Origin of the sequence: Paenibacillus sp. FSL H7-0350 (assembly GCF_038593195.1) — a bacterium.
Classification (GTDB): Bacteria; Bacillota; Bacilli; order Paenibacillales; family Paenibacillaceae; genus Paenibacillus_AQ.
On record NZ_CP151972.1, the window covers coordinates 3,118,250 to 3,144,111 of the forward strand.

General features: G+C 51.3%; 20 protein-coding genes and 1 pseudogene. 5 read left to right on the forward strand and 16 right to left on the reverse strand.

What is annotated here, in order from left to right; translation table 11 throughout:
• Nucleotides 1-136: 136 nt before the first annotated feature.
• The 4 genes from NYE24_RS14220 to NYE24_RS14235 form a co-directional block, all read right to left on the reverse strand.
• Nucleotides 137-751 carry a VTT domain-containing protein gene (locus tag NYE24_RS14220; RefSeq protein WP_036701786.1) on the reverse strand — a complete coding sequence of 205 codons (615 nt, stop codon included), beginning with the start codon at nt 749-751 and terminating at the stop codon, nt 137-139.
• 258 nt (nt 752-1,009) lie between these two features.
• The gene (locus tag NYE24_RS14225) at nt 1,010-1,894 is read right to left on the reverse strand and encodes a glycine betaine ABC transporter substrate-binding protein (protein WP_235218591.1); all 885 of its coding nucleotides are present in this window, start codon (nt 1,892-1,894) and stop codon (nt 1,010-1,012) included.
• A gap of 15 nt (nt 1,895-1,909) precedes the next feature.
• Complete coding sequence (locus NYE24_RS14230; RefSeq protein ID WP_036701789.1) at nt 1,910-2,746, reverse strand: proline/glycine betaine ABC transporter permease; 837 nt, start codon at nt 2,744-2,746, stop codon at nt 1,910-1,912.
• Nucleotides 2,746-3,942, reverse strand: a complete 1,197-nt coding sequence (locus tag NYE24_RS14235; protein WP_036701791.1) for a glycine betaine/L-proline ABC transporter ATP-binding protein — start codon at nt 3,940-3,942, stop codon at nt 2,746-2,748. The genes NYE24_RS14230 and NYE24_RS14235 overlap by 1 nt, the downstream gene beginning before the upstream one ends.
• 257 nt (nt 3,943-4,199) lie before the next feature.
• Here NYE24_RS14235 and NYE24_RS14240 point away from each other — a divergent pair, with 257 nt between their 5' ends.
• Entirely contained in the window at nt 4,200-4,754 is a 555-nt protein-coding gene (locus NYE24_RS14240) for a transcriptional regulator (protein ID WP_036701793.1), read from the forward strand.
• 535 nt (nt 4,755-5,289) lie between these two features.
• On the opposite strand, the gene NYE24_RS14245 is transcribed toward NYE24_RS14240, so the two are convergent.
• Nucleotides 5,290-10,461, reverse strand: a complete 5,172-nt coding sequence (locus NYE24_RS14245) for a carbohydrate binding domain-containing protein (protein ID WP_342478945.1) — start codon at nt 10,459-10,461, stop codon at nt 5,290-5,292.
• A 293-nt stretch (nt 10,462-10,754) separates the two neighbouring features.
• On the opposite strand from NYE24_RS14245, the gene NYE24_RS14250 reads away from it, so the two are divergent.
• Nucleotides 10,755-11,780, forward strand: coding sequence for a LacI family DNA-binding transcriptional regulator (locus NYE24_RS14250; protein ID WP_342478946.1), 1,026 nt, complete (start codon nt 10,755-10,757; stop codon nt 11,778-11,780).
• A gap of 240 nt (nt 11,781-12,020) precedes the next feature.
• On the opposite strand, the gene NYE24_RS14255 is transcribed toward NYE24_RS14250, so the two are convergent.
• The gene (locus NYE24_RS14255; RefSeq protein ID WP_036701795.1) at nt 12,021-13,031 is read right to left on the reverse strand and encodes a ketoacyl-ACP synthase III; all 1,011 of its coding nucleotides are present in this window, start codon (nt 13,029-13,031) and stop codon (nt 12,021-12,023) included.
• A 205-nt stretch (nt 13,032-13,236) separates the two neighbouring features.
• Between NYE24_RS14255 and NYE24_RS14260 the strand changes: the two genes are divergently transcribed.
• The 3 genes from NYE24_RS14260 to NYE24_RS14270 are packed head-to-tail and all read left to right on the forward strand — an operon-like array spanning nt 13,237 to nt 14,963.
• A complete protein-coding gene (locus NYE24_RS14260; RefSeq protein WP_036701796.1) occupies nt 13,237-13,806 on the forward strand; it encodes a TetR/AcrR family transcriptional regulator in 570 nt (189 codons plus the stop codon).
• Nucleotides 13,807-13,818: 12 nt separating this feature from the next.
• A complete protein-coding gene (locus tag NYE24_RS14265; protein WP_036701798.1) occupies nt 13,819-14,328 on the forward strand; it encodes a flavoprotein in 510 nt (169 codons plus the stop codon).
• Nucleotides 14,325-14,963 carry a hypothetical protein gene (locus tag NYE24_RS14270; RefSeq protein WP_036701800.1) on the forward strand — a complete coding sequence of 213 codons (639 nt, stop codon included), beginning with the start codon at nt 14,325-14,327 and terminating at the stop codon, nt 14,961-14,963. The genes NYE24_RS14265 and NYE24_RS14270 overlap by 4 nt, the downstream gene beginning before the upstream one ends.
• Nucleotides 14,964-15,013: 50 nt before the next feature.
• Here the strand turns inward: NYE24_RS14270 and NYE24_RS14275 are convergent, their stop codons facing one another.
• From NYE24_RS14275 to NYE24_RS14320, 10 genes and pseudogenes are all read right to left on the reverse strand, one after another.
• The gene (locus NYE24_RS14275) at nt 15,014-16,243 is read right to left on the reverse strand and encodes an ABC transporter permease (protein ID WP_342478947.1); all 1,230 of its coding nucleotides are present in this window, start codon (nt 16,241-16,243) and stop codon (nt 15,014-15,016) included.
• 26 nt (nt 16,244-16,269) lie between these two features.
• Nucleotides 16,270-17,157, reverse strand: a complete 888-nt coding sequence (locus NYE24_RS14280) for an ABC transporter ATP-binding protein (protein WP_036701803.1) — start codon at nt 17,155-17,157, stop codon at nt 16,270-16,272.
• 136 nt (nt 17,158-17,293) lie between these two features.
• Nucleotides 17,294-17,848 (reverse strand): VanZ family protein, encoded by a 555-nt coding sequence (locus NYE24_RS14285; protein ID WP_051494088.1) that lies wholly within the window; start codon nt 17,846-17,848, stop codon nt 17,294-17,296.
• Between the two features lies 1 nt (nt 17,849).
• Nucleotides 17,850-18,986, reverse strand: a complete 1,137-nt coding sequence (locus NYE24_RS14290; RefSeq protein ID WP_076160996.1) for a HAMP domain-containing sensor histidine kinase — start codon at nt 18,984-18,986, stop codon at nt 17,850-17,852.
• Nucleotides 18,976-19,671, reverse strand: a complete 696-nt coding sequence (gene vanR, locus NYE24_RS14295; protein WP_036701805.1) for a VanR-ABDEGLN family response regulator transcription factor — start codon at nt 19,669-19,671, stop codon at nt 18,976-18,978. Before vanR ends, NYE24_RS14290 begins: the two co-directional genes overlap by 11 nt.
• Before the next feature lie 93 nt (nt 19,672-19,764).
• Nucleotides 19,765-20,889, reverse strand: a pseudogene (locus NYE24_RS14300) (insulinase family protein); the annotation flags it as partial.
• A 416-nt stretch (nt 20,890-21,305) separates the two neighbouring features.
• On the reverse strand, nt 21,306-22,649 hold the full coding sequence (locus tag NYE24_RS14305; RefSeq protein ID WP_342478948.1) for a glycoside hydrolase family 28 protein: 1,344 nt from the start codon (nt 22,647-22,649) through the stop codon (nt 21,306-21,308).
• 128 nt (nt 22,650-22,777) lie between these two features.
• A complete protein-coding gene (locus tag NYE24_RS14310) occupies nt 22,778-23,887 on the reverse strand; it encodes a glycoside hydrolase family 88 protein (protein WP_342478949.1) in 1,110 nt (369 codons plus the stop codon).
• Between the two features lie 48 nt (nt 23,888-23,935).
• Nucleotides 23,936-24,811 (reverse strand): carbohydrate ABC transporter permease, encoded by an 876-nt coding sequence (locus NYE24_RS14315; RefSeq protein WP_341184021.1) that lies wholly within the window; start codon nt 24,809-24,811, stop codon nt 23,936-23,938.
• Between the two features lie 21 nt (nt 24,812-24,832).
• Nucleotides 24,833-25,759: a sugar ABC transporter permease gene (locus NYE24_RS14320; RefSeq protein WP_051494095.1), complete on the reverse strand. Its 927-nt coding sequence runs from the start codon at nt 25,757-25,759 to the stop codon at nt 24,833-24,835.
• Nucleotides 25,760-25,862 lie beyond the last annotated feature (103 nt).

Here is a 25,862-nt window from a genome sequence, read left to right on the forward strand (position 1 = left end):
CCTCCCGACATTCCTGCGGTCAAGCCGCTCCCTGTACTAATAGGCTATTCAGCACACACGCAAAATAACCCCACAATGTGGGGTTAGCCTTGAAGTGGAGTGTCTTTTATCCAGCATATCGAGCATCTTCCTGAACCTAATGCCCCGTCCGCTTGCGCTTATCCTCCTGGAGATGCCCCCAATGCAGCCGGACAAAGATAGCGAGCAGAATCAGCATAAACACGCCGTACCACAACAGAAAACCGTTCCAGTCCTCACGCGGGACAATTAACGAGGAGCTGAGCGTACCGAACAGCCAGATGAAAGACAGATTGCCGAGCACCGTCCCCCAGACAAAAGCTGCCGGCTTCATCGGCGACACGGCCGACATCAGGTTGATGATATTACTGGGCACAATCGGAATCGTACGCAGCAGCACCAGGGTCCAGATGCCGTAACGGTCCAGATAGGTCTGCCATTTCTCATACTTCTTGAGCTTGTAGCCCCATTTGCGGTCGAACCAGTCGAAGAGATACCGCCGGAAGAGAAAATAGACGAATACCGCGCCCAGGTTGCAGGCCAGCCAGCTGACAGCCATCCCGCCGATCACTTCGAATACAGAGACATGGAGCACAATCAGAATCGCCAGGGGGAAAAATCCGAACAAGCTTTGCAGCACGGCGAGCGGAAAGGTAGCGAATACAATATACGGGCCGCTAAGTCCAAGACTCTGCAGCAGCCAGTCAATCCAGGCATTGATCATCTCGGTCATGGAGCGCTCTTCCTTTCCTGACTCCTTGCAGCATGTAAAGGAACCGCTCATTAATGAAAGATTAATTGTTGAAGAAAAACACCCCTTGCGGGGTGTTTATTGACCATAAATTGATATATTCTACTTGATGAGCCGCTAAATCAGGACTAGTAAAAGGACAAAGGTTAGCGGTACAAGTTACAGAATTGTTGCTTATTTTCTCTCATCATAGCACACATCGGTCATCGCCGCCAGATCACTGAACCCTCCAGTTTTCACCTATGCAGAGATGCCAGCCGTCCACTCATTCACCTTGGCTTCATTGCTCTCTACCCATTCCTTGGCTGCTTCTTCAGGCGACTGTCCGCCTTGAATCTTGACCATAACCTGCTCCATATCCTCTGCGGTCCACTTGAATTGGCTCAGGAACTTGTGCACATCCGGCATATCCTCATTCAGGCCTTTACGGACCATAGTGTGAATCTGCTCGGCTCCGCCGTAGACATTCTTCGGATCGTCCAGGTACTTGAGGTCCATGTTGGCGAACATCCAGTGCGGAGTCCAGCCGGTGACTACAATCGGTTCATTCTTGTCAAAAGCCTTCTGCAGCTCCTGCGCCATCGCCGCCGATGAGCTCTCCAGCAGCGTATAATCGCTCAAGCCGTAGGCTTCGAGCGCTTTTTCCGTAGCCGTCATAATTCCGGCTCCAGGCTCAATCCCAATAATCCGCTTATCCAGCGTTGCCGCTATTTCCGCATTGTTCAGATCCTCAATAGAGTTGATCTCCATATAGGCGGGGACGGCAAGCCCGGTCTTCGTTCCATCCAGATTCACACCGGCATCCTCAATGTCCTTGCCGTATTTCTCCAGATAAGAGGCATGCGTGCTTGGCAGCCAGGCGGCTACCATGGCGTCTGCGCTTCCGTCAGCAATCCCTGCCCACATCGGTCCGGCATCGACCTGCAGCATCTCCACCTTCATGCCGAGCTTCGTCTCCAGCACTTCCTTGACTACGTTTGTACTGGCGATCTCGGAATCCCAGGCCACATAGGCCAGCTTCACCGTACTGTTATTATTAGACGAACAACCAGCTACCAGAATTACTGCCATCAGCAGCATGATCATCATTAACGGTCTGCGTTTCATCGAATGAGTTCTCTTCATATTAATTATACACTCCTATCCTTGTTGTTTGGGTTTGAACAGCTTCTGGGTCAGACGATCCAGCAGTATCGCGATAATGACAATGGCAATCCCCGCCTCGAAGCCCGCACCAGTCTTGGCCTGTGATACCGCACGGTATACATAAGCCCCGACCCCCTGGGCGCCGATCATGGACGAGATGACCACCATGGACAGCGACAGCATAATCGTCTGGTTAATACCGGCCATAATGGTCGGCATGGCGATCGGCAGCTGAAGCTTGAACAGCTTCTGCCCTGCCGTAGAACCGAAGGCATCCGCCGCCTCCACTAGCTCGGGCGAGACCTGACGGATACCCAGGTTAGTGAGCCGGATGGTTGGCGGAATCGCGAATATAATAGAAGCAATGACACCGGGAACGACCCCCAGCGAGAAGAATGACACGGCCGGAAGCAAGTACACGAACGCCGGCATCGTCTGCATGAAGTCGAGAATAGGAGTAGCAATGTTCTGGAAGGTCTTGCTCTGCGCACAGAATACCCCCAGTGGAACCCCGATAACTACAGCCAAGATGGAAGCGGTCAGCACAAGAGCCAGCGACTGCATCGAGGGACCCCATAATCCAAGATTATCGATCAGCAGGAGTCCGACCACTGCGAACAGCGCCATCCGCCATTTGCCGATCCAGTAGGCCAGAGCGGCGATCAGAAGGGTCAGTACGATTGCGGGCAGGAAATTCAGCGCCGCATCAATCCCGCTCACCATTCCGCCGATCACAGCATGAATGAAGTCAAATATCGGTCCGAAGTAGGTGGTGAGCCAATCTTCGATCCATTCTACGCCCTTTCCGAGCGGTATTTTGGGTAAATTCATCAGACTAATCCTCCTTCCGGAACCGCGTTACCGGCCAGGGCAGACAACACAGCCCCTTTGATCACAATGCCCTTCAGCTTCTCGCCTTCCCCTACTACAGCAACGGGCAGATGCGTCTCCGACATCAGCTCGAACAGATCATTCAGCAGGGTATCTGGCTGAACACGGGGAATATCACGCAGCATCACATCGAGTATGCTGCGGTTCTCCTTCAAGGCCTGTGAGGCATTATCCGCAGTCAGCAGACCTTGCAGCCGCATCTCGTTATCCGCCACATAGAGGCTTGATACGCCGCTGTCCCGCATGAGCTGCAGAGCGACCCGGGGTCCGCGTTCCGGGCGGATCATCTCCGGCTGACGCATCACGTGGGAAGCTGTCAGCACCTTGGACAGATCCACATCCTCGACGAAGCGCTCCACATATTTGTTCGCAGGCTGAATCAGAATTTCTTCCGGCGATCCGATCTGGACAATGACCCCGTCCTTCATCAGGGCAATACGGTCCCCGATCCGCAGCGCTTCATCCAGATCATGCGTGATGAAGACAATCGTCTTCTTCACTCTGGATTGCAGCTCCAGTAGTTCCTGCTGCATATCCTTGCGGATCAGCGGATCAAGCGCACTGAAGGCTTCATCCATCAGCAGAATGTCAGGATCATTGGCCAGACCGCGCGCCAGGCCGACACGCTGCTGCATGCCTCCGCTGAGCTGATCCGGACGGTGATTCTCCCAGCCCTTCAGCCCTACAAGCTCAAGAGCCTCCATGGCCAGCCGTGTTCGTTTGCTTTTCTCCACACCCTGGACTTCCAGTCCGTATTCTGCGTTAGCCAGCACACTGCGGTGCGGGAACAGCGCGAACTTTTGAAAGACCATGCCGATATTCTTCCGCCGGAATTCCCGAAGCTGCTCCGGATTCATCTTGACAACATCCTTACCCTTGAACAGCACCTGTCCTCCGGTCGGCTCAATCAGCCGGTTCAATAGACGGACGAGCGTGGACTTCCCACTGCCCGACAATCCCATAATGACGAATATTTCTCCCTCTTCAATGCTGAATTCGGCTTTATTCACACCGACTGTCAGCTTGGCTTCCTTGGCGATTCTTTCTTTGGACCAGCCTTGTTCTAATAATGGAAGCGCCCGTGCTGCATCATGACCGAATACTTTGGTTAACTGTTTCACCTCTATAATTGCCATGTTGACCTCCTTCTCTATCTCTGTTTATCGCGCCTGCTGCTACTGACCTAGTGTAACGGACTTACGAAAAGAGAAGCAAAGCTCATATTCGCTAAAAATTTAGTGTACAGTTTTAACTTTACGTACTTTACGTATAGAATACTCTGTTTAACGCCAAATTCCGTTCCGCATGAATTCTTTACTTCTGGATGGGGATTTGATTACAATACAGTAGGAGAGGCATGTAGCCTGTCAGCCTAATCCTCAGGAGGGACATCATGAACGATTTAGAGGGGCTTCTGCCCGAGCAAATAGAGAAAATCAGCAAGGCCCGTGAACGGGTAATCGATTCTATCGGTAAAAATATGGATTTATACGGCATCACCTTGTCCATCGGGCATTTATACGGTTATATGTACTTTAATGAGGGCCCGGTTACACTGGATGAGCTAAGCCGCACCATGGGCATGAGCAAGACCTCCATGAGTACTGGAGTCCGTACACTGCTTGATTTGAAGATGATTGATAAAGTCTGGGGCAAAGGTACCCGCAAGGATCTGTTCGAGGTGGTTCCCGACTGGCATCAGAACTTCAGCGATTACTTCTCTATTAAATGGAGAAAAGCAGTGGAAGGGAATATGACCGCCCTGAACAAATCGCTCGCCGAAATCCGGCAGATGCAAACCGATTATGCGGACGAGCCGGACCTCTCTCGCCTGCTCCACACCGACGAGATCAAGATTGAGGAAGCCATTAAATATTACCGCTGGCTGCTGAAGCTGATCGAGTCGCTTGAAACCGGCAAGATCTTTGAATTAATCCCTAAAGAATAATATCAGCTATAGGCGTTCAAACTATTCTGCTCAAGCTGAAAAGGCTGTCACCAAAAGCCATGAAGTGGCGCTTGGGACAGCTTTTTATTTGGTGCGGGATCAACGTGGACACTTGGGTGGACGCTGCGTGAACGGACCGTTGTTCCGATCGCTGTTTAAGCGGGAAATGGAACCTACCTATTCTGGACACCTGTACGCTGCCAATGTATGCTGTTTTCCACATACATTGGGGCCATCGCCTGCGTTTGAGCACAATGTATGCTGTTTTCCGCATACATTCGGGCCATCGCCTACGTTTGAGCACAATGTATGCTGTTTTCCGTATACATTCGGGCCATCACCTTCGTGCCAGCCCAATGTATACTGTTTTTCACATACATTGGGCCCATATGATGCTCTACTAGGAAACTATATTTTCCATACAAGTATCAAAACGGCCGCGATCCTTGAATTCAAGGATTACGGCCGTTTACGCATGCTGACGTGCTGTCACCGGCTCTTATACCACCGCTAAGTCACGCCATATCTCGTTACCTTACGGGTTCTCCACCAGACTCACATCATCAATATAGATATGATTGCCTGCCTCGATAGCGGCATTCGTCTCTGCACTGTTGCCGGGATTCAGCCCCAGCAAAAAGACCAGATGAACACCTGCATCCGTTCCGCCGTTCATGGTAAAGGTGTAGCTGAAGCGCTGTATTTCGCCAGTCAAGGCGGCAGCGGTTATCTGCAAATATTTCGTGTAATCCCCTCCGAAATGCTCGACTGCTACTTCAATCTGCCGGTTGATATCCGAACGTGCGCTGAAGTTCAAGGTATAACTTTTACCCTGAGTAAGCTTCAGATCCCTGTAGTCTACCTGGGCGGCGTAGTTAGCAGATCCAGTGAAGGCCAGTGACACCTCAAGCTCCCCATTCTGGACTGCGGTATTTCCGGCACCTTCGAAGTACTGGGTCCAGCCCTTAAGAGCCGGCTGCGCATCGAATGTGCCGTTATCCAGTGTGCCGCTGGCAGGCTCTGTGTCCGGTCCGCCCGTTACCTTCCTAAGCACGATATCATCAAAAGAAATCGTATGCGCCGTATGGTTCGCCGTCTTATCCTCACCCTGCGTCGCGCCGATCAGATAATTCAGCTTCAGCGGATTGTCGTTCGTCACACTGAACTGTGTGCTGTAAGTCGCCCATGTGGCTGTAATGTCGAACTTCGCCTGAGCCGCCTGGGCAGAGGTTCCGCTGTACTCTACGACAATCTGCCGCGGAACCGTAGATTTCGCCTTGAAGCTCAGCTCATAAGTCTTGCCTGCCTCAAGCGGAATCTTCTCCTGATAGAGCTGGGTATGCCAGGCTTGTGACCCGGCCGCTGTAATCTGCACCTCGGCTATCCCGTCTGCCACCTGAAAGGACGAAGCTCCGCCCTCACCGGACCACGTGGACCAGCCTGAGCTGCCGCTGGTGAATGATCCGTTGACAACCAGATTGTTATCATTCGCCAGTATCGTCTGAACCACACTAGCGTTGACATACCCTTCGGCTTCCACGGTAATGATATAGCTTCCCTCTGCCGGGAAAGCAGCAGACTGAATTATGATTGCTCCCGGTTGTACATGATACAGCTCTGCTGGAATCGTGACGCCGTTCACTTTAACGGACTTAATGCTGCCGGACCACTCTGCTTTCTGGATGAAGGTCAGCTCAATCGGCTGTGATACCCGGTTGGCCGTGGAATCTGCGAGCAGCTCCTGCGGCTTCGCCGGGGCGTCCTTGATCTCAAATTTCACATTATCGATCACAATATCATGACTCTGTGGAACGCTCACACCGCCTACCTTGCCAAGCAGGAATTTTAATGACAGCGTATCATTCGTACCCTGCCGGAATTCGAACCGGTAATGCTTCATCTCTGGTGTCAGCTCCACCGGCTTATCAATGGAAGGGGAATAACTCGCATTCTCTGCCTTCACATTGATCTGCCGCGCCACGCTGGCGCTGGCATCGAATTCAACCACATAATCCAAGCCCGCGGCAGCCTTGAGGTTATTCTGGAAAAGCATCACCGAATACGCCTGGTTGCCGGTGTTCGTAATGCTGAATTTCGCTGCCCCGTCCACCGCTGAAGCAGTGCTCTGGCCGCCGTCTTCTGTCAGCAGCCGCTCCCAGCTCGTAAGCCCGAAGCTGAAATCCCCGTTCATGAGCGGGTAATAGGTCAGATCAGGGTCATAATAGGAGCTGGTGCGTACCAGTACGAATTGATCCAGCAGCACCGTTCCGGTGCCCCCGCTAAGGCTCAGGACGAATTGTCCAAGGCGATCGCTGGCTCCCGGGAAGTTCTTGAACACCGCTTCATCTTGCTGATGGCCTGCACTCAACTGAACCGGCTGGGAAGCATAGACAACGCCGTCATGGCCGCGCAGTTCAACTACTGCTGTCCTTGCAGAGGAGCTATCCGCCTCGAAGGCCAGCTTGTAATCCTGGCCCTGCACCAGGAAGGTCCCCTTCTGTTGCAGCGTAACCTCGCTGCCGCCAGAATCCGCGCCTGTAATGTCCAGCTTCAGGCGGCCTTCAGTGTCAACCCGCGGAGTAACCTCCGCACCTCCTGAAGCACCGATATGCCAATAGCTCATCCGGTCCGGTTCGCCCAGATCGAAGCTGCCGTTGTAGAGGTGGTTGCCGCTGCCGAGCGGCGCCTTGGCGCTGTCATGATCAAAGGGAATGCTATCGATTTCTTCAAGCCGTGCATTGCCAAGCCAGACCGGGAAAGCATTGGTCCCCAGATTGAACTCAATCCGCGCGGCATTGTCCGAGCTCTCCTTCATCTGGAACATCGTCTCGTAATGCTGAAGCTGCGGGGTCAGCACCGCCTTGAATGCCGGGGAATAGGACGGAAAGCCCAGCGGTGCGCCACCGGTCAGCCGGGCTGTGAACTCCCTCGCCGTATCCGTTCTGGCGTCGAAGCTCAGCTTGTAATGTCTGCCCTTTGCCAGCGAGACAATGGCTTGCGGCTGAATCGAATAGGCGTTGCTGCCTGGCTTCAAGATGTTTACCTTGAGCAGATTCACGCCGCCTGTCTGCTCCAGGGACAGCGCTGCATCCGCGCCTTCATCTTTGTAGAGTACCCAGTGGGCTGTATTCGGGATGCCCATCCCGGGATCTCCCTCCACCTGCTGCGTGAATCCGCTGTTATAAATGAAGTTCCCATCTGCCAGGGGCGGCTTCGCTCTTTCCAGATAAGGCTCCTTCACCAGCTCCACCGGTACCGGCTGCCGGTATTCGCGTCCGGTCAGCTCATAGATTCTGACATAGTCAATCTCCATGGAACTCGGGAATACGGTCTCCTCTGTAGGGTTGCCGTCGAAGTTGCCGCCGACCGCCAGATTCATCAGCAGGTGGAACTTCTGGTTGAAAGGTGCCGGATAAGCATTCATCGCGGGCTGTCCGCTGCTCTTGCTGTACCAGTCATTTTTGGTGGAGTACAGCACCCCGTCCACATACCAGCGGATCTCTCCCGGCTCCCATTCTATGGAGTAGGTATGGAACTCTTCAATGGTGGAATCGCCCGGCAGCACATATTCCTTGCCAGAATAGACATTATCCGGCCACTGGGAACCATAGTGGATGGTTCCGGCGACCACATTCGGACGGCTGCCCCAGCCTTCCATAATATCCAGCTCCCCGGAGGCCGCCCAATTGCCGTACACATAATTCTCCGGCAGCATCCAGATCGCCGGCCACAGCCCCTTACCTGCCGGTGCTTTCGCCCGGATCTCGAATTTGCCGTACATTTTGCTGTACAAGCCATTGGTCTTAATTCTGCTGGAAGTGTAAGGCTTGCCGCCCATTGCCTCCTTGCGAGCGGTAATGATGAGCTTGCCGTCCTGTTCCTTCACATTCCTCGGATCATTGGTGTAATACTCCAGCTCATTATTGCCCCAGCCCGGATTCCCGACAACGGTGCCATCGCCGAGATCATAGGTCCACTTCGCAGGATCAATGATATTGTCATCGAATTCATCATTCCACACCAGACTCCACGGATCACTGGTCGGCGCTGGGGTCGGCGTTGGCTCCGGCGTAACCACCGGTGTTGGCGTTGGCGTTGACTCCGGTGTAACCACTGGTGTTGGCGTTGCTGTCGGCTCCGGCGTAACTACTGGTGTTGGCGTTGCCGTTGACTCCGGTGTAACCACTGGTGTTGGCGTCGCTGTCGGCTCCGGTGTAACCACCGTTGTTGGCGTCGCTGTCGGCTCCGGCGTAACCACTGGTGTTGGCGTTGCCGTCGGCTCCGGTGTAGCCGTCGCAATCTCTCCGCCCCCCGCAGCAACAGGCGCCGGGCTGGCCTGCGGCGAGGCCAGATTCAGATTGCTGCGGCTGCCCGGCTTGAGAACGATGCCCCCGGCCGTCACAGCCTCGGCCTGATTCAGCACGGTGCCGAAGCTGCCGCTGCCCATAATCGTAGTGCCCCGGGCACCGGCTGTAAGTAGCAGCTCAGCCACCTGCGCTTGATTCATCAGCACCAGCTTGCCGGGAGTGCTCCAGATTAGCTTGGATAGCTTGCCTGACAAGCTCAGCGTGAGGTTGCCTCCGGCCGCATCAGCGGTGGATACCACCCCATAATTGCCAATAAGAGTGACCGTCTGCTCCCCTGGCGGGAGTACAACACTAGCGAACCCCTCGCCCGTAAGCGCAGCTTCTTCAAGGATAGCACCGGAATCAAGGTGTACTGTTCCGACGGTTGTCGTCCCGCTGGCAACGATGCGGACGCTGCCCTTCGGCTTCGCCACCTGAACAGGCCCTAGAGTACTGTTCACCAGGCTCACGCTATGCTCACCGCCGCCGCGGATATAGGTGGTGCCCTTCACCTGCACTCCCTCCAGCCGGAGATCTCCTTCCCCGATTCCCTCAGTAAGATAGAGATTTCCTTCAATGATACTGTCCTTCATTGTGATATCCTCATGGCTCAGCACCACATTGCCCTTCACCTTGCCCAGCTTCACTTCCCCGGCTGCGGAGCGCAGCTCCGCCACCAGTGTATCCGCCAGCTTTGCCAGCTCGGCACGGGTGATCCTCCCGTCCGGCTTGAAGAAGCCTCCGGGATAACCCTGCATATAACCGGCTGCCGTAAAAGCATCTGCCGCAGCGCTTACTGCACTGTCGGCTCCCGCCAGGTCGCTATACATGCCCTTCGCTTGACGCTCTGTCTCCAGCCTCAGTATCCGCTGAAGCGCAAGGACCGCCTCCCCGCGCTTCAGCGGAGCCGCAGGTCCGATACGCTGATCTGCGTCTGCAATCAGATACTCCGCCGCTACAGCTTTGGCGATATCATCCTTATACCAGGCCGCTGCCGGGACATCTGCCGGAAGCACAGCCGCCAAGTCCTTATAGCCGAAAATACGGTTGACAATTGCCGAGAATTCTGCCCGGGTCACCTGCTGCTCCGGCCGGAAGCTCCCGTCCCCGTAGCCGGAGATCACCCCGCTGCGGCTCCAGCGCATCACAGCATGAGCCGCCCAATTGCCCTCTTCCACATCGGTAAACGCTTTCAATTCATTAGCAACCAAGCTTCTATTCTGCAAGGCGGCCGTTGTCTCCGCAGGCGCTGTCAGCCTGCTCTGAGCAGACTTCGCCACAGCCCCGCCGCTGCCCAGCGGCGATAGAAGTCCGGTAACGATTACAGCGGCTGCTAACAACGAAGGTATATTCTTTTTCATTCAGTGTATGCCTCCTCTGAATTAGAGTCTCAACTTAGCGCAATGACATCGTCCCGTTACTCTTCAGGTATCTTAAAGCCCCGGACCGAAATCGGTTTCGATTATCTCCATGCCATTCCTCTGAATGCAATTAACCTTTGACTTGTTTCGGCAAGTTGAATAGACTCTAGAAAGGACTGCTGTTCGACAGCAGAGAGTGTCCAAGTGAACGGTCAGTAGCCTTGAGAAACCCTGGCATACCCGTCTTTTGGCCCTGTTATAACTATGAAGCGGGGGTGAGCATAGCCATGCAAATGAATATCAAAAAAATTGCCGAAATGGCCGGGGTCTCTGTATCGACTGTGTCCAAAATCATGAACAATTACAGCGATGTTTCCGAAAAAACGAAACGAAGAGTGCTCGAAATCATCGAACAAACCGGATATACCCCCTCAAGCTCCGCTAAAACGCTGGCTACCAAGAAGTCGAATCTGATCGGGGTTATTTTTGCCGGTGAGCTGAATGTGGAATTTACCCATCCTTTTTTTGTTGAGGTGCTGAATTCGTTCAAAAAGCAGATGGGGGTGCTGGGGTATGACCTGATTTTCTTCTCGAATGAGAAGTTCATTAACAGCGGCGATTACTACTCACGTTGCCTGCATTTCCATGTGGATGGCTGTGTTATTATCTCTGGAGAAAAGATGGAGCCAGCCATACAGGAGCTGGACCGGAGCCATATTCCCTGCATCGGCGTTGACCTGGAGCTGACCGGCAAGAAATCCGGCTATGTCATGTCAGACAATTACCAGATTGCTTCCAAGGTAGTGGAGCACTTCTATCTGCTCGGGCACCGGGAGCTTGGCTTCATAGGCAGTACAGCGGATTCGGATATCTCCAACCGGCGCGAAGCAGGGTATGTCAGAGCCATTGCCGGCTTCGGCCTGGCCATGAATCCGGGGTGGTTCGTACATGGTGATGATTTCTTCGAGCCCAGCGGTTATGCGGCAATGAATTCGTTAATTGCATCGGGAAATTTGCCGCAAGCGGTCTTCGCCGCCTCCGATCTCCTCGCCCTCGGTGCAGTCCGCGCCTTGAAGGAGAACGGGCTGCGTGTTCCCGAGGATGTGGCCATCATCGGCTGTGACGATATCGAGGCCTGCCAGTATACCAGTCCTACGCTGACTACCATCCGCCAGAACAAAGAACGCCTCGGTGTGCTCGCCGCCCATATGTTGTTCGATCTCATCAATAACCAGTCTGAAGGCGGCTCGTTTGTCGTTGAACCGGCGCTGATCGTCCGTGAATCCTGCGGCAGCGGGCTGAAACATTTGAACCGCTGAACGCCTGAACCACCGGATCGCCGTAACGCTGAACTTCTGCCTCTCCGGACCTGCCCTGCGATCCCTCCCCTCAAGCTCAGAACTTCGCTTGGATGCACTATGCACCCACCCGAAAACGCTTTCGATACTATAATCGCTCATTTAACGGGCTGCTTCAAGGCACCGTTTTTCTGATTTTGGGGACCATTTTTCGGCTTGGCCCCCACATCGGCCTGTCCTTGCTTCATTAGTCTCAATCCATCACAGCGAGGTAGGCTCAGCTACCTGAGGGTCCAGCGACAGCCTAACCAGTTGACCTGCATGACTAAGACCCGCACCGAATCCGTACAGCAAAACCTGCTGGCCGCTGCGCACCTTCCCTTCGCGGATACCCAGATCAAGCGCAAGCGGAATACTGGCAGCCGAGGTATTACCGAAGGCTTCAAGACTGTATAGTGCCTGCTCCAGCGGATAATTCAGCCGTTCACAGATGGGTTCAATCATCCGCAGATTGGCGCTGTGCGGGATGAACCAGTCTACTTCCGCAAGACCTGCTCCGGCGTTCTTCAGCACCTGCTGTACTCCCTGCGGAACCGTACGGACCGCCCACTTGAACACTTCCCGGCCATTCTGCACCAGCAGCCCTGTCGCGGAGAGTTCCACTCCGTTCACCTTCTCAGCCAGCCCTGTGCGGTAGACATGCTGCGCTCCGCTTCCGTCACTGCCGAGATGGTATCCCATGAAGTCATCCTTCGCCCCGCCGCTCTCCACCAGCACAGCCCCTGCTCCATCCCCGAACAGAATACAGGTACTGCGGTCCGTATAATCCGTTATTCTGGACAGCGTATCGGCACCAATGACCAGCACCTTATGATGCAGTCCCGAGGACACCAGCGCATGAGCCGTATGCAGAGCATACACGAATCCGGCACAGGCGGCGCTCAGATCTATCGCTCCCGCCGTCAGCGGAATGCCAAGGGTATTCTGCACAATCGAGGCCACAGATGGGAAAGAAAAGTCAGGCGTGCTGGTCGCCACAAGCACCATATCGACATCCTGTACGCTTTTGCCATAACGCTTCATCATGTCCCGGACGGCGGCTGCACACAGATCACTGGTATATTCATCCTCGCGGCTGATTCTGCGCTCCCGGATACCCGTCCGCTGTACAATCCACTCATCATTGGTATCCACCATCTGCTCCAGGTCCTGATTCGTAAGTCTGCGGGCTGGCACGTAAGATCCGATCGCTGTAATTTTTGCACCTGTCATGTGATCCCACCTCACCTTTTTAGTTTATTAGTATCTGATATTAGCACTTGGTACTAATTATAACCTGCTCCTGACTATTTTGCAAAATGTATACCCGGAAGCGCCCAGCGGCAATCATATCTTAGCATTGTAAAGATCGAAAACACATGCTACAATCTTTACAATGTTAAGATAATAGGCAAGAAGGAAAGGAAGAACACAACTCTTGAAGGATAAACCCTACCACCACGGAAATTTACGCAACCAGCTCATTGAAGCAGGCATCAAGCTTATTAACACCGACGGCATTAGCAGCTTCTCCCTGCGCAAGGTCGCAGCCGAATGTGAAGTCAGCCACACCGCGCCCTACAGCCATTTCAAAAATATAGATGAACTAATAGCCGCCATGGGAGAGCATGTCACCGGGCAATTTATGGATTCGCTGCGTGTCTCCGTTCAAGGCCAGGAAGGTAAGTTTGAAGCGATCTCCCGGCTTGGGCAGGCCTATATTGATTTTTTCGTAGAGCATCCACAGTATTTCCAGTTTCTGTTCTACCATTCCGGCATAATCATTAATCTGGACAATTATGATGCTGACAGTTATCCGCCATTCGTCCTGTTCAGGACTACAGCCTTTGAAGTGTTCCGCAGCAACGGTCTGCCAGAGACCGAGTTCACCCCTCAGCTAATCACACTCTGGTCCATGGTGCATGGAATTACGGCATTGCTTACCAATAACGGGGTTAAGTATTCGGGCAACTGGCGCGATCTGCTGGAGCTTAAATCTATCTTTTAAGGAGATGAAGTCTTGAGAACGATCATACACGATCTGCAGGAGCAAGAATTCAAGGGCTGGCTGGGGGATATGGCACAAGAGGAAGTAACGGTCATCTCGGATAGCGGTGCAATTCATTCATGCATGGGCTGCTTCGGCTGCTGGACCCGGACTCCCGGGACATGCGTTATTAAGAGAGATGGCTACGACAATCTGGGCGAGCTGTTCTCGCGCAGCGATGAACTCACGATCATCAGTAAATGTATGTACGGCAGCTATAGCCCCTTTGTGGTGAATGTGCTGAACCGGAGTATCTCCTACGTCCTTCCCTATTTTGTAACCAAAGATGGAGCGACCCGTCACCGCAGCCGCTATGATCACCAGTTCACACTCTCGGTGCATTTCTACGGCGACGACATTACGGAGGCTGAGCAGGATACAGCGAGAAGGCTCGTTGCAGCTAATAGCATGAATCTGTATTCGGCAGGCAACAACGTATTTTTCCATACCAGTCCGCAGAGCATTAGGGAGGTCCTGCAATGAACATTGCCATGATTAACGGCAGCCCCAAGCCTACCGGCAGTAACTCAGGCCTTCTGCTGGGGATGCTGGAGCCGCTGATTGCAGACGGGAACGAGCTGCACGCCTATACGCCGAATAAAAGACCGCTCACTCCAGAAGAGTACAGCGAGCTATGCCGCATGGATGTGCTGGTCCTGGCTTTCCCGCTCTATAATGACGGTATCCCCTCGCATCTGTTCCAGCTCCTGGTTACCCTCGAAGGATACCTAAAGACAGAGCGCGAACGGGAGATATACGTCTATGCACTAATTAACAACGGCTTCTATGAAGGTGAGCAAAACCAGATTGCGCTTGATATCCTCAGACACTGGTGCGAGCGCGCCGGGGTTCACTTCGGGCAAGGCATCGGCCACGGCGCCGGCGAAATGCTGGGCTCTCTGGGGAAGGTACCGCTCGGCCGGGGCCCGCTGAAGAATCTGGGCCGCGCCATGCACAGCCTGGCCGGGAACATCCAGTCCCGGAATTCCGGGGAATCTCTGTTGATCAACCCCAACTTCCCGCGCTTCGCCTGGAAATTCAATGCCACGCACTTCTTCTGGCACGGGACGGCCCGGAAGAACGGGCTGAAGCCGAAGGACCTGCGGCGGCGGATGTAGGCCGGCGATGATTTCCGGTGGCAGGTGGGAATCTCCATTCCCGGACGAAGCTACTGAACTTGATGACGCTTAAAAGCGCGTCCGATAAATGGAAGACATATTATAGTGACCATCACATATAACCCAACCCTCATGGTGATTACACTTATTGTTAGACCTGGTAAAGGGTACGAAAAATATGAAGAATACTCTGCTGGGAATACTGGTTGCACTGCCATGTAGGGAAGCAGCATAAGCATATGATTCAATACGCCGTTCGATCCGCTAAGTCCTAAGAAGACAGGCAGCAAAACAATTAACACATCAATGACAAGGACTACAAATGCTGTTTTCATCTTGGCGGACAACAAGAGAGTTACTGAAATCATTCCGAACAGTACCGAATAAAGTATACCCGTCCATATCAATGCTGCTTCAAGCATGGTGAACGAGTAGGGAATAGTAACATTCAGAATTTGCAATGGCAAGTCCCAGCCATCCATTCCAAACGCCACAAGCTGAATACCGGCAGCCAATCCCAGATGAATGCTAAAAATCAGTAAGCCATAGAGGAAAGCTGCCGCAATCTTTGCTTTTATCAGCATGGATTTTCCATATCGGGTAGATAGAATGACGCTGTCTGCGCCTGTTTGATACTCTCCTGCAAATACAGGAGCAACACAAATGCAAATGGCTATAATAGATACAATCAGCAGTTCGAAGCACTGAAATAGGCTTTTCCAGCCGGCATGGTAACCATATACGTAAGGAGCGTCTACCTGGCTGTTCTTGGCATTCCAGAAGGCCTTCTCTTGAGTTGAATATGTCCAGTCGGAAAAATCCATATTTAAATAACTGGTCACCTTATCTTCGCGGGCCTTATAGAATTCACCAGCTTCTTCGGACTTCAGGTCCCGGAGGACTGTAAGACCGTTATCTGTAACCTGAGGCTCCAAAAAAGCATCATCAATCATCTTGTAGTAGGAGTAATATGGCAATACGTAACGGGTAAACATATCTTCCTTCAATTTCAACTGACTTCCATCTTTGACCACATTCTCAGATTTAGAGAATAATGCCTGGTAGGAGGCAATATCCTTTGCCACCCGCTCTTCGGTTAACATGCCTGCAAGCTCTCGGGCATACTCCTTCTCAAGCTGGATAGCGGCAATGCCAGTGACCTGGTGACCGTCCCGCTCCAGTGAAATATAGCTTTTGACGGGTAGAATAAATAAGAGCAAGGTTAGTGATAAGCTGACCAGAACTACGACTAAATTCATTCGCTTCTTGGCAATTTTCATGAATTCGTATTTGAATAAGCTATTCATTAGAGCCCCCTGTATTCCTTCATATTGTTATGAAAATGGTACAAATACAGATCCTCAAGTGTAGGTGCCTCATTCAAGGCTCCCTCCATAGGAATCGTATCACTGAGTACACGGAGGACAACCCTGTCATCCTCTCCATGATGCAGGTTGGCTACACAGAATGAACGACTGGCCGCTTCCGCCTCCTTCTTCTGCAATACGCACCTCCATACCTTGCCATCCATTTCATGTGCGATGCGGTCAGCCGGACGATTAATAAGCAGCTTGCCATCCTTAATCATTAAAATGGTATCGGAGATGTATTCGAGATCGGATACAATATGCGTAGACAATATAACGATTTTATCTTTGGCGAAGTTTGCAATTAAATTTCGGAAATGTACCCGCTCTTTCGGATCAAGTCCGGCAGTAGGTTCGTCCAACACCAATATGCGCGGGTCGTTAAGAACGGCTTGAGCAATTCCCAACCGCTGCTTCATACCACCCGAGAATGTACGTATTTTCTTAGCGGAAACTTCAGTTAGCCCAACCATCGCCAGTAATTCCGAACTACGGATTCTGGCATCCTGCGGGGATATTCCCTTCAGTGCGGCAACATAGAGCATGAAATCCTTGGCGGTGAAATCCGGATAATAACCGAAATCCTGCGGAAGATATCCAAGGGCGCTACGGTAATTCTCACCTAAATCCTCAAGCGTTCTTCCATCCAAATAAACAGAGCCCTGTGTAGGCTTAAGTACACCACAGATCATACGCATCAGAGTTGTCTTTCCAGCCCCATTCGCTCCCAGCATGCCGTATACTCCAGCCTGCATTTGAATTGACATTTGATCGACTGCAGTTTTACGGCCAAATTGCTTTGTGAGTTTATCCAATACTAATTCCATACTCCATCCTCCCCAGAAGCTTGTAAATTCCGAATACATACAAAAATCTGCTTACCCAAGATTAATTTTATCTCGGATAAGCAGATTGAACTTTAATATTGCATCGTTATTTTATTTAGAAAATCCTAAGAAAGTATTAAGATTTATTTCTACTTGGTCCGGGAGTACGCTTAGAGCGCTGAAGGTAGCTGAAGCTAACCTTAAACAAGCAATAGCCCAGCATTCCTCCTATCAGGTTCAGGAGAATATCATCAATATCTGCAGACGCCCCCAGAAAATATTGCACAAACTCAATCATGAAGCTTACAGTAAAGACTATCATTGCGCTTCGCCCGAAAGACCTCAGCCTTGAAAATAACAAGGGTAGAGAGCAGCCGAATGGAATAAACATAATGATATTGGCAACAGCCTGCACAAGCATCTTCTCCTCAGACATGCCTTCTGAAGCCCTGAGCCAGCTTAAGGGAATAAGATTCAAATGATAGACCTTCGGATGGAAAGCGTCTTCCCCCCATGCGGAGAAAATTGTAGCATACAGCACAATAAGACAAGCTCCGGCAAATAATAATATGCTCAGTTGCCGGACTACACTCACTCTCTCCTTCAATAAGAAAAACACCGGCAGATAGAGCACTGCAACTGCGGCAATCAATATTCCTCCGATGATGAAATAGCCTATTAAATCAGCCATATTAACCTCCTTGTGAGAAAAGCGGCAGCCGGACACAGAATACTGTTGTCCCTTGGCCGCTCTGCAGGTCAATCTCTCCCCCGTGCCGGGTAATAATTTCTCTGGTAATAGCAAGCCCAAGACCTGACCCTCCGGTCTTCGTAGAACGCGCATCATTCAAACGGTAGAACTTTTCAAATATTTTATCCTGTTTATCATCCGGAATCATCGCTCCGATGTTCATGAAGGTAATAATTGCCCTACCCTCAAGAGTCTTCGCGGATACCTCAATCGTGCTGTTATCATCACTGTAGGCGATGGCATTCTTGAGAATATTATTGAATGCCCGCGCCAATTTATCAGAATCACCATGAACCGTTATCGTATCCTCCACCTCAACAATCATCTTCTTCCCGGCGGGTGATAGTATAGGATAGAATTCATCCGGCATTTGGACCAGCATATAAGAGATATCGACAAGCTGCTGATTCAATTGGAAGGTCTGCTGATTATACCGTTCAACTTCAAAAAAATCATTGATTAAACGCTCCAGGTGATACGCCTTATCCAACGCTATTTTCATATAATGCTGCTGCTGCTCATACGGCAAATTGGGAGTTTCATTCAATAAGCTTAAATATCCAAGGACAGAAGTGAGCGGTGTTTTTATATCATGCGCCAGATACATCACAAGATCTCTTTTGTTCTGCTCAGTCACCTGTACCTCCAGAGCACGGTTTTGCAGAGTTTGCTTAACAAATATCAGCTTCTGCTCCATTGAAGACATCTCCGGCGACAGCTTGATCTCCGCATCATCTTGGATTAAAGCATCGACTCCTGTATCGACCTCATTAAAGTACTTAGTAAACCAAGATAGTGAAAAATAAAAAAACAGTAAAAAAAATGCTGATATGACAGTCAGCATAATGATCTCCCAATGTTCACGAAGAGCACTATTGTAAATTGAAAGCGCCTGTTCATACTCATATCCTGTAAAGAATTGCAACAGCCGGACACCCTCCTCGCCCAGCCTTCCCCGCACTAATAGATACAGCCCATCCACTGCCACAAGAGCAAGAGCAATCAATACAAGCATCCTAATAAATACTTTCGCTCTCAGCTTTGAGTATTTCAGGGTCAATGGCTTTTTACGCTTCAATTTTATATCCAACTCCCCAGATTGTCCGAATCCATTTCGGATGGTCTACGGAATCCTTCATTTTTTCACGCAGATGCCGGATATGCACAGTGATCGTATTGTTGTTTTTATTGTAATATTCATTTCCCCATATCGCATGAAATAACTGCTCGGAGCTAACCACTCTTCCCCTATGCTCACACAGCATTCTGAGAATCGAAAATTCAGTGGGTGTAAGAGACAAGGCCTCTTCGTTCAGCCAGCACTCGTGCGTGTCCACATTCATACGTAAGCCCGAATAGGATATGATGCCTTCGTCCGACTTAGATATGGACCGGTACTTTGTATACCTGCGCAACTGCGCTTTCACACGTGCAACCATTTCAAGCGGACGGAACGGCTTGGTTATATAATCATCCGCTCCCAGAGTAAGACCAGTAATTTTGTCCGTCTCTTCATCCTTGGCCGTTAGCATAATGACAGGAAAATGGTGATTCTCCCGAATACGCTGGCATACCATAAACCCGTTAAGATCCGGGAGCATAATATCCAGAATAGCGAGATCAACTTGTTCGCGCTCAATATAGTCTAGAGCATCTTGCCCATTATCAAATTTTGCAACATTGTAATTTTCATTTTTCAGATAAATTTCAATAAGATCGGTGATGGCTTGCTCATCATCCACCACTACAATATTTTCAATCATTTGGTTATCACCTGCCTTCATTGCATGAATACAGCCATTGTAGCAGAAAATCCCAGGAGAGAATGTAGTATTTTTCTTATTAAATTCTTAAGATTATCCTAAAATAGCGTACATGCTTCCATTCAGCCATGCTTCATCAACTACTACCGCAATCTCTTCTCCCTGGTTAAGCCAAGCTGATATTTGCTCTAAAACCAGTTCACAAGATACCTCATTAAGAATCGAACAATATTCTTTCATTGCATATATGGGTTCATGATAAAGAGCCGAAGATATTAATTCTTTCATAATCAGCTCTCGCGTTAGTTCGTTTTCCATAATTTGATTTCTGTAGGCTTTAATAATCTCCGGCAGCAAGTCATTGGCGGCTAACAAACTAATCGTTTCACGATAAATAAATCGGAAAATCTGATTGGTATATAACCCACTCTCAAGATTGATTGACATGGGAAAATAAATACAGAGAAATGTATAGAATTCATTGTAACGAAGCTTAGCGACATAGATAGCATCCGTTGAAAAGATTATCCGCAGACAATAATCCAAAACTACAAGGCCGATATCCTTAACGACTTTTCCACGAGAACGATCTTCAGAGCCTGTCTGTGCTTCGTACACAAATAAGCTACACTTGGTAGCTTCTACTGTTCTGAATACATATTTATTAGCTACAGCACTGTACATAGGGGCTTGGCGCTCTTCATTTAATGGCTGAAATCGCTTGACAGTCCTGATAGTTTCCATATTATCACGGCAGCATTGTCTCAGCTTCTCGTCATTGCTCCAGCTTACCACTAAGATATGGGCTAACGCTCTACAGTATGTCCTTTGGTGGAACGCTTGCATTTCCTCATAAGTAATATCATCCAGACAATCTCTGGTTCCCAGAGGTAACGAGTCAATCAGTTCAGAGTTATCCATCAGGATCTTGAAAAGGTTGTGTGGATTATTCTCATTTAACCGCTCATATTCTTCATTGATATCTCTATAAGCCTCCTCCATATCGCTCTTTTTTAACAACCGCCCCGAGTAAATTTCTAGTAACAGTTTAATAGCCTGGCAGATATCATCCGTATTATCAGAACAAGTTATTTCATAGAGTGTTTTATCAAAATCCGTTGTTCCTTTAATCCTGAACGGACCGGGAGCAATCTGCGAAGCATTCGCTAGAGAGAGAATGAGCATATGCTCCAGATAATGCGCTATCCCTTTGCATTCCCTATCATCAACATGTCTTTTGAACTACAGGAAGAATTCCATCTAAAAAGTCTCTATCATCATCACACAACGCCACATTTAACATACTTTCCCTCCTATGATCCTCTTTGTTTTTATTTTAAAAAACATAAAAGAATGCAAGAAACCAATTAAATAGGAATCATTAGTATTAACAATATCATAGAAGTGCAATACTTTCCCATAATTTATAATTATCCATCTCATTATTCCATAAAAAATACAAATAAATCCAGTCATCACTTACCCAGTAAAACCTTAAAAGCCCGGTCCCCAAAAGGACCAGGCTCTTTCACTTTCAGCTTCCACGCACACGGTCAGAGGAATGACTCCCTTGGTCTCGCCTGATCTCACCGAATCTCGCCTGATTTCACCAGGTCTCACCGAACCTCCAGGCGTTACCGTTCCGCCAGCGCCACCGTAACCTGCTCCACCAGCTTCTCCGGCTTCGCCGTGTTCCTGGAGCGGCAGTTCAGGAATTCCACTTCTTCCCCATTCTCAACATAAAAAGCCGGGCCGTCGTGGTTCTCAATAGTGACCTGCTGGAACTGCACCTGACGGACATTGCCGAGGAAGAAGCCCCGGCGCTGCATGTCCTGAAGCCCTGCCATCATATCGGGCTGGCCGGGCACAGCGTGCTCCGCCATCGAGATATCGATGTTGGTGAAGGTGATTTCCGAGACGGCCTGCTCGGCAAGCCCATACAGGAAGCCGGCAGCGGCATGAACATTGCGGGCCGTAATGTTGGCATAATGAATCCGCCGGAACTGCGGCGTCTCCGCTGTCATCGGATACGGATTCTTGTCCCAGACGTATTTCTCCTTCCCCCTGGGTCCGCAGAAGTAATAAAGGTTCAGCGTGAAGGGACAAATCACATCCTCCATCACTATATTGCTGATTCGGATATCCTCAATAATCCCGCCCCGTCCCCGCCGGGACTTCATGCGGATGCCGCGGTCCGTCTGCTTGAACACACAATTGCTGATCGTTACATTGCGGATATCGCCGCTCATCTCACTGCCCAGCACCACCGCGCCATGGCCGTGAACCATCACGCAGCCCGTAATCGTGATATTCTCGCAGGGAATCCGCTCCTGGGTATCCTCGGTACCTGCCTTAATGGCAATGCAGTCATCGCCGACATCAATATGGCAGTTGCTGATGCGCACATCCTGGCAGGATTCGGGATTAATTCCGTCGGTATTCGGCGAATCGGCCGGATTCAGGATCGACAGATTATCGATCATCACATTGCTGCAATGGATCGGATTCACCGTCCAGCTTGGAGAATTCATCAGCGTCAGATCGCGGAGCGTCACCCGGCTGCAATCGTCGAAGCCAATCAGCCTCGGGCGGGGATACTCCAGCTCTTCCGGGCGGTTCCGGTGCTTCTCCCACCAGGGTTCCCCATTCCCGTCAATGGTTCCGCTCCCGGTAATCGAGACATTAGTCAGGCCCGCTCCGTAGATGCAGGCGGCATGAACCTCCCGCTTCACCCCTTCCCACCGTGATTCCACGACAGGATAATCCGCCGGATCGGCACTGAAGAACAATACCGCACCGGGACTTAAGTGCAGCTCCAGGTTGCTGCGCATACGCACTGCACCTGTCACATAAGTCCCCGCTGGAATATACACCATCCCGCCACCCGCACGGGTCGCCGCCGCAATAGCATCCGCAATCGCCTGCGTTGCTGGTACCCCGCTGTCCCGTTGCGCTCCGTAATCTACTATATTAAACACCCTGCACCTCCATTCTTTACTCTAGCTGCCGGTTCACGTAACCTCAGCTCTGTTACTCCTGTATCAGGAGCATCGGCTTCCGGCTCTATCATGCATATGCCTAACCAGCAGCCTCTACCCTATCACCCTTATGCCTTATACAAATCCTGCATCTCCACACAAGCCATCACCAGTGCGCCTACCCCGTGCAGATCATTACTGACCTTCGGGCGGGTAACATAGTTCCGGTAATCTCCCGCCGAGGTCCCGATACAGATATCCGGCAGCAGCAGCCGGCCCTGCTCATCCCACTGGAGCACCTGAATTAAGCCTTCGTAGCCCTTACGCGCTGCTTCCGCCGCTTCATCCGTAACTTCAGCCGGAAGGATACCCAGCTTCACTGCTCTGGCAATCGTGTAGACGAACAGACAGGAGCCTGAGGTCTCCAGCCAGTTGTCCGGCTCCTGTCCCTTATCCACCACCTGATACCACAGGCCGCTCTGCGGGTCCTGATAACGGATCAGCGCCTGCACGAATCCGCTCAGCTCGGCGGCCAGCTCCGCCCGCCCCGGATCAGTCTCCGGCAGCTCATCCATGAACTGCGAGACGGCAAGCCCGTACCAGCCAAGCGAACGGCTCCAGAACTCCGGCGAGCAACCAGTGGCAGGATTGGCCCACGGCATGCGGCGGCTCTCATCCCAGGCATGGTAGAGCAGGCCGGTCGCCTCGTCCTTCATATATTTGCGCATCAGACGCTCCTGGTGCAGGACCTCGGCCCGCAAGGCATCGTCTCTATAAGTATTCGCGTACTTCAGCGAGAACACCCCGGCCATGTACAGTCCATCCAGCCACATCTGGTTCGGATATTTGTCCTTATGCCAGTATCCGCCCTCGGAGGTGCGGTTCAGTGTCAGCAGCAAATGGCGAAGCTTAACTGCCGCCTCCCGGTATTTCCGCTTGCCGGTCCGTTCATACAGCGTGAAGAGCAGCAGCCCCGCCTGTACGGCATCCAGCTCATCCCGGGCAAAGTCGAAGTTCCCCTGCTCATCCACCAGATCATCCACATACTGCTTAATATAATCGATATAACGATCCTCCCGGAGCATCTTCCACAGCAGCTCCATTCCGCACAGGAACACGCCCTGGTGATAATGCCAGCGGTGCGCAGGCGGGAGCTCTCCCGCCTCATACGTATCCATTAATGAATCACAGGCCTTTTGCGCCCATTCAATCGGTGTTTGCGGCAGACTGCCTATCATCGTAATACCCCTTTCATCTTGTCAGAATAGCCCGCCCGTCCCCAGGAACTAGCCCTTCATCGAGCCCAGCATCGCACCCTTGGCAAAATGCTTCTGCAGGAACGGATACACCATCAGAATCGGCAGCGTAGCGACCACGATAACGGCCATCTTGATCGTCTGATCCGGCGGCGGAACCGTACCGTCCAGTGTCGCACTGTGATCCATCCCGCTAGCCAGCACGACAATCTGCCGCAGCAGGACCTGAATCGGCCATTTGGCGCTGTTATCCAGATAGAGAATGGCGCTCATATACGTGTTCCAGTACGTCACGGCGTAGAACAGAGAGATCGTGGCGATCGCGGGCAGCGAGAGGGGCAGCACGATTTTGAACAGAATCCCGAAGTCATTGCAGCCGTCAATCTTGGCCGACTCCTCCAGCCCCTCCGGAATGTTCTGGAAAAAGTTCTTGAGGATAATCATATTGAACGCACTGATCGCAGACGGAAGAATCAGCGCCGCATACGAATCGATCAGCCCCAGCTCCTTCACTACAAGGAACGTAGGAATCATTCCCCCGTGGAACAGCATCGTGAACACCACCAGGAAGTTGAACACCCGGCGGCCGTCCAGATCCTTGCGGGAGAGACCGTAGGCCATCAGCGCCGTGATGAACATACTGAACAGCGTGCCTATCAATGTGACTCCAATCGATACCCCCAAGGCTCTGAAGATCGTGTTCGTGGAGAAAATAAATTTATACGCCTCCAGGCTCCACACCTTCGGAATCAGCACAAACTTGTTGGCAGCCAGCTCAGCACTTGTTGTGAAGGAGCCTGCCACCACGTGGACGAACGGCAGCACCGTTACCAGCGCGATCAGGGCGAGCAGTATAAAGTTGACGGCAGAGAATAGTCTGCCGCTGAATGTGCGGTCTTCTACCATTTGAATTCCTCCTGCGGCATTTTAATAAACGCCTTCTTCTCCTATTTTCTTGGACACCTTGTTGACGGTCATGACCATAATCAGGCCTACAATCGACTTGAAGAAGCCGATGGCTGTACTGTAGCTGAACTGCCCTTGCCGCAGACCGGCGGTGTAGACATACGTATCGATAATTTCCGCAACCTCGCGGTTCATGGAGTTGAGCAGCAGGTAGACATGCTCGAAGCCCAGGTCGAGAACGGAACCGATTTTCAGAATAAACAGGGTAATAATTACTCCCCGGATGGCCGGAAGCGTAATATGCCAGACCTGTCTGAGCCGTCCGGCTCCGTCCATACGCGAAGCTTCATAGAGCCCCGGATCAATAGCCGCAATGGAAGCCAGATAGATAATCGTGCCCCAGCCTGCTTCCCGCCAGATGACCTGAAGGATATACATCGGCCGGAACCAGCCCGGACTCAGCAGGAAATTGATCTTGGCGAAGCCGAAGTAAGCCAGCAGCTCGTTGATAATCCCCCCGTCCATCGTCACCATGACGAAGGAGATCGAGACGACGATAACCCAAGACATGAAGTGCGGCAGATACACTAGGGTCTGGAAGAATCTTTTGAAGAAGGTGCCTCTGAGTTCATTAAGCATCAGGGCCAGAATAATCGGAATCGGAAAATAAATCAGAATGTTCATCCCGAACAGAATCAGCGTATTCGCCAAAATGTTCAGGAAATCCGGCTCGGTGAACAGCCGGCTGAAATGCTTCATGCCCACCCATTCGCTACCGGTAATCCCTTGGTAAGGCTTGTAATCCTGGAAGGAAATAATCAGTCCGTACATCGGCAAATATTTGAAGATAATGAAATACAGCACGCCGGGGATCAGCATGACATAGAGCAATTTGTTGCGCCACAGCCGCTTTTTCAGCTCACTGCTGCTCTTATATTTCTTCGGCATGGGTTCGGGAACTACGCGGGGCGGGGCGGATACTTCCTGCATGATTCTCTTCCTTTCTCTGTAAATTATTCGGGTAGTAGAAAAAGGCTGCCGGAGCGCTAAC

Coding starts and splice junctions, on each gene's coding strand:
- NYE24_RS14220 (WP_036701786.1), bottom strand. CDS start 751: ATGACCGAGATGATCAATGCCTGGATTGACTGGCTGCTGCAGAGTCTT.
- NYE24_RS14225 (WP_235218591.1), bottom strand. CDS start 1,894: ATGAAGAGAACTCATTCGATGAAACGCAGACCGTTAATGATGATCATG.
- NYE24_RS14230 (WP_036701789.1), bottom strand. CDS start 2,746: ATGAATTTACCCAAAATACCGCTCGGAAAGGGCGTAGAATGGATCGAA.
- NYE24_RS14235 (WP_036701791.1), bottom strand. CDS start 3,942: ATGGCAATTATAGAGGTGAAACAGTTAACCAAAGTATTCGGTCATGAT.
- NYE24_RS14240 (WP_036701793.1), top strand. CDS start 4,200: ATGAACGATTTAGAGGGGCTTCTGCCCGAGCAAATAGAGAAAATCAGC.
- NYE24_RS14245 (WP_342478945.1), bottom strand. CDS start 10,461: ATGAAAAAGAATATACCTTCGTTGTTAGCAGCCGCTGTAATCGTTACC.
- NYE24_RS14250 (WP_342478946.1), top strand. CDS start 10,755: ATGAATATCAAAAAAATTGCCGAAATGGCCGGGGTCTCTGTATCGACT.
- NYE24_RS14255 (WP_036701795.1), bottom strand. CDS start 13,031: ATGACAGGTGCAAAAATTACAGCGATCGGATCTTACGTGCCAGCCCGC.
- NYE24_RS14270 (WP_036701800.1), top strand. CDS start 14,325: ATGAACATTGCCATGATTAACGGCAGCCCCAAGCCTACCGGCAGTAAC.
- NYE24_RS14275 (WP_342478947.1), bottom strand. CDS start 16,243: ATGAAAATTGCCAAGAAGCGAATGAATTTAGTCGTAGTTCTGGTCAGC.
- NYE24_RS14280 (WP_036701803.1), bottom strand. CDS start 17,157: ATGGAATTAGTATTGGATAAACTCACAAAGCAATTTGGCCGTAAAACT.
- NYE24_RS14285 (WP_051494088.1), bottom strand. CDS start 17,848: ATGGCTGATTTAATAGGCTATTTCATCATCGGAGGAATATTGATTGCC.
- vanR (WP_036701805.1), bottom strand. CDS start 19,671: ATGATTGAAAATATTGTAGTGGTGGATGATGAGCAAGCCATCACCGAT.
- NYE24_RS14310 (WP_342478949.1), bottom strand. CDS start 23,887: ATGATAGGCAGTCTGCCGCAAACACCGATTGAATGGGCGCAAAAGGCC.
- NYE24_RS14315 (WP_341184021.1), bottom strand. CDS start 24,811: ATGGTAGAAGACCGCACATTCAGCGGCAGACTATTCTCTGCCGTCAAC.
- NYE24_RS14320 (WP_051494095.1), bottom strand. CDS start 25,759: ATGCCGAAGAAATATAAGAGCAGCAGTGAGCTGAAAAAGCGGCTGTGG.